The organism is Methylobacter sp. BlB1 (genome assembly GCF_015476545.1).
Lineage (GTDB): Bacteria > Pseudomonadota > Gammaproteobacteria > Methylococcales > Methylomonadaceae > Methylobacter.
Genome location: NZ_JADMKV010000117.1, coordinates 2,501 through 5,593 on the forward strand (window position 1 = coordinate 2,501; position 3,093 = coordinate 5,593).

Consider the following 3,093-nt stretch of genomic DNA (forward strand, 5'->3'; position numbering starts at 1 on the left):
CTGCCCTGAATACATAGGGGTAGGAAGCGAACCCGGAGAACTGAAACATCTAAGTACCCGGAGGAAAAGAAATCAACCGAGATTCCCTTAGTAGCGGCGAGCGAACGGGGATTAGCCCTTAAGCGGTTAGGACGTTAGTGGAATGGTCTGGAAAGTCCAGCGATACCGGGTGATAGCCCCGTACACGAAAACGTCGTAGCCGTGAAATCGAGTAGGTCGGAGCACGTGAAACTTTGACTGAATATGGGGGGACCATCCTCCAAGGCTAAATACTCCTTACTGACCGATAGTGAACCAGTACCGTGAGGGAAAGGCGAAAAGAACCGAGGAGATCGGAGTGAAATAGATCCTGAAACCGTATGCGTACAAGCAGTGGGAGCCCCCACGTGGGGTGACTGCGTACCTTTTGTATAATGGGTCAGCGACTTAATCTCAGTGGCAAGCTTAACCGAATAGGGGAGGCGTAGCGAAAGCGAGTCTGAACAGGGCGTTCAGTCGCTGGGATTAGACCCGAAACCGGGCGATCTATCCATGGCCAGGCTGAAGGTGAGGTAATACTTACTGGAGGGCCGAACCCACGTCTGTTGAAAAAGACGGGGATGAGCTGTGGATCGGAGTGAAAGGCTAATCAAGCTCGGAGATAGCTGGTTCTCCTCGAAAGCTATTTAGGTAGCGCCTCGTGTATAACTGTTGGGGGTAGAGCACTGTTTCGGCTAGGGGGTCGTCTAGACTTACCAACCCGATGCAAACTCCGAATACCAACAAGTTTCAGCACGGGAGACACACGGCGGGTGATAAGGTCCGTCGTGAAAAGGGAAACAGCCCAGACCGTCAGCTAAGGTCCCCAAATCTATGCTCAGTGGGAAACGATGTGAGAAGGCCCAGACAGCCAGGAGGTTGGCTTAGAAGCAGCCACCCTTTAAAGAAAGCGTAATAGCTCACTGGTCGAGTCGGCTTGCGCGGAAGATTTACCGGGGCTAAGCATAGTACCGAAGCTACGGGTTCATCGTAAGATGAGCGGTAGAGGAGCGTTCTGTACGCCTGCGAAGGTCGATTGAGAAGTCGGCTGGAGGTATCAGAAGTGCGAATGCTGACATGAGTAACGATAATCAGGGTGAAAAACCCTGACGCCGAAAACCCAAGGTTTCCTGCGCAACGCTAATCGACGCAGGGTTAGTCGGTACCTAAGGCGAGGCCGAAAGGCGTAGTCGATGGCAAACAGGTTAATATTCCTGTACCAGTGGTAACTGCGATGGGGTGACGGAGAAGGCTAGGTCAGCTGCCGGTTGGAAGTGGCAGTTTAAGCGCGTAGGCAGGACTCTTAGGCAAATCCGGGAGTCTATATGCTGAGGCGTGACGACGAGTCTCCCTTTGGGGAGACGAAGTGATTGATGCCCGGCTTCCAAGAAAAACCTCTAAGCTTCAGGTTATCAGTGGCCGTACCCTAAACCGACACAGGTGGGTAGGATGAGAATTCTAAGGCGCTTGAGAGAACTCGGGTGAAGGAACTAGGCAAAATGATACCGTAACTTCGGGAGAAGGTATGCCTTTGGTAGGTGTAGTCCCTTGCGGGCGAAGCCGAAGAAGGTTGCAATAAACTGGTGGCTGCGACTGTTTAGCAAAAACATAGCACTCTGCAAACACGAAAGTGGACGTATAGGGTGTGACGCCTGCCCGGTGCCGGAAGGTTAATTGATGGGGTTATCTTCGGAGAAGCTCTTGATCGAAGCCCCGGTAAACGGCGGCCGTAACTATAACGGTCCTAAGGTAGCGAAATTCCTTGTCGGGTAAGTTCCGACCTGCACGAATGGCGTAACGATGGCCACACTGTCTCCACCCGAGACTCAGTGAAATTGAAATTGCTGTGAAGATGCAGTATACCCGCGGCTAGACGGAAAGACCCCGTGAACCTTTACTATAGCTTGACACTGGACTTTGAACCTACTTGTGTAGGATAGGTGGGAGGCTGTGAAGCACCAACGCCAGTTGGTGTGGAGCCATCCTTGAAATACCACCCTGGTATGTTTGAAGTTCTAACCTCGACCCGTAATCCGGGTTAGGGACAGTGTCTGGTGGGTAGTTTGACTGGGGCGGTCTCCTCCCAAAGAGTAACGGAGGAGCACGAAGGTACCCTCAGCATGGTCGGAAATCATGCAATGAGTGCAATGGCATAAGGGTGCTTGACTGCGAGACGGACAGGTCGAGCAGGTACGAAAGTAGGTCATAGTGATCCGGTGGTTCTGAATGGAAGGGCCATCGCTCAACGGATAAAAGGTACTCCGGGGATAACAGGCTGATACCGCCCAAGAGTTCATATCGACGGCGGTGTTTGGCACCTCGATGTCGGCTCATCACATCCTGGGGCTGAAGCAGGTCCCAAGGGTATGGCTGTTCGCCATTTAAAGTGGTACGCGAGCTGGGTTCAGAACGTCGTGAGACAGTTCGGTCCCTATCTGCCGTGGGCGTTTGAGATTTGAGGGAAGCTGCTCCTAGTACGAGAGGACCGGAGTGGACGAACCGCTGGTGTTCCGGTTGTCATGCCAATGGCATTGCCGGGTAGCTATGTTCGGACAGGATAACCGCTGAAAGCATCTAAGCGGGAAGCCCCTCCCAAGATGAGATCTCACTGGGACCATGAGTCCCCTGAAGGGCCCTGAGAGACGATCAGGTTGATAGGCACGGTGTGGAAGCGCTGTAAGGCGTGCAGCTAACGTGTACTAATTGCCCGTGAGGCTTGACCATATAACACCCAATCAGTTTGGGTTGACTGACAGCGCTTTGACGCGAGAGTACAGATTTCCATGCAGTAGGCCGCGACAGCGGGCCTGCTACACCAGTTTGCTTGGTGACCATAGCGAGCGTGAACCACCCGATCCCATCCCGAACTCGGAAGTGAAACCGCTTAGCGCCGATGATAGTGTGGCCGTTTGCCATGCGAAAGTAGGGCATCGCCAAGCGCCAATCCGAAAACCCGGACCTCCCAGAGGCCCGGGTTTTTTTTTGCCCGGCCCTCAGGCCGCCCGCGTCGCCCCGCCCAGCAGCGTCAGGATCTCGCCCGTGATATAGCTCGAGTCGGCCGGCGACGCGAAAAAG

Annotated in this window: 2 rRNA genes (1 of these 2 running past the window's edge); both read left to right on the forward strand. The window is 53.8% G+C overall.

The annotated features are described in order from the left end of the window. Positions 1–2,742 (forward strand): 23S ribosomal RNA (locus tag IT781_RS21265); it begins 151 nt to the left of the window's first position. A 99-nt stretch (positions 2,743–2,841) separates the two neighbouring features. Then, positions 2,842–2,957: ribosomal RNA gene (gene rrf, locus IT781_RS21270) — 5S ribosomal RNA — on the forward strand. Positions 2,958–3,093: the final 136 nt, after the last annotated feature.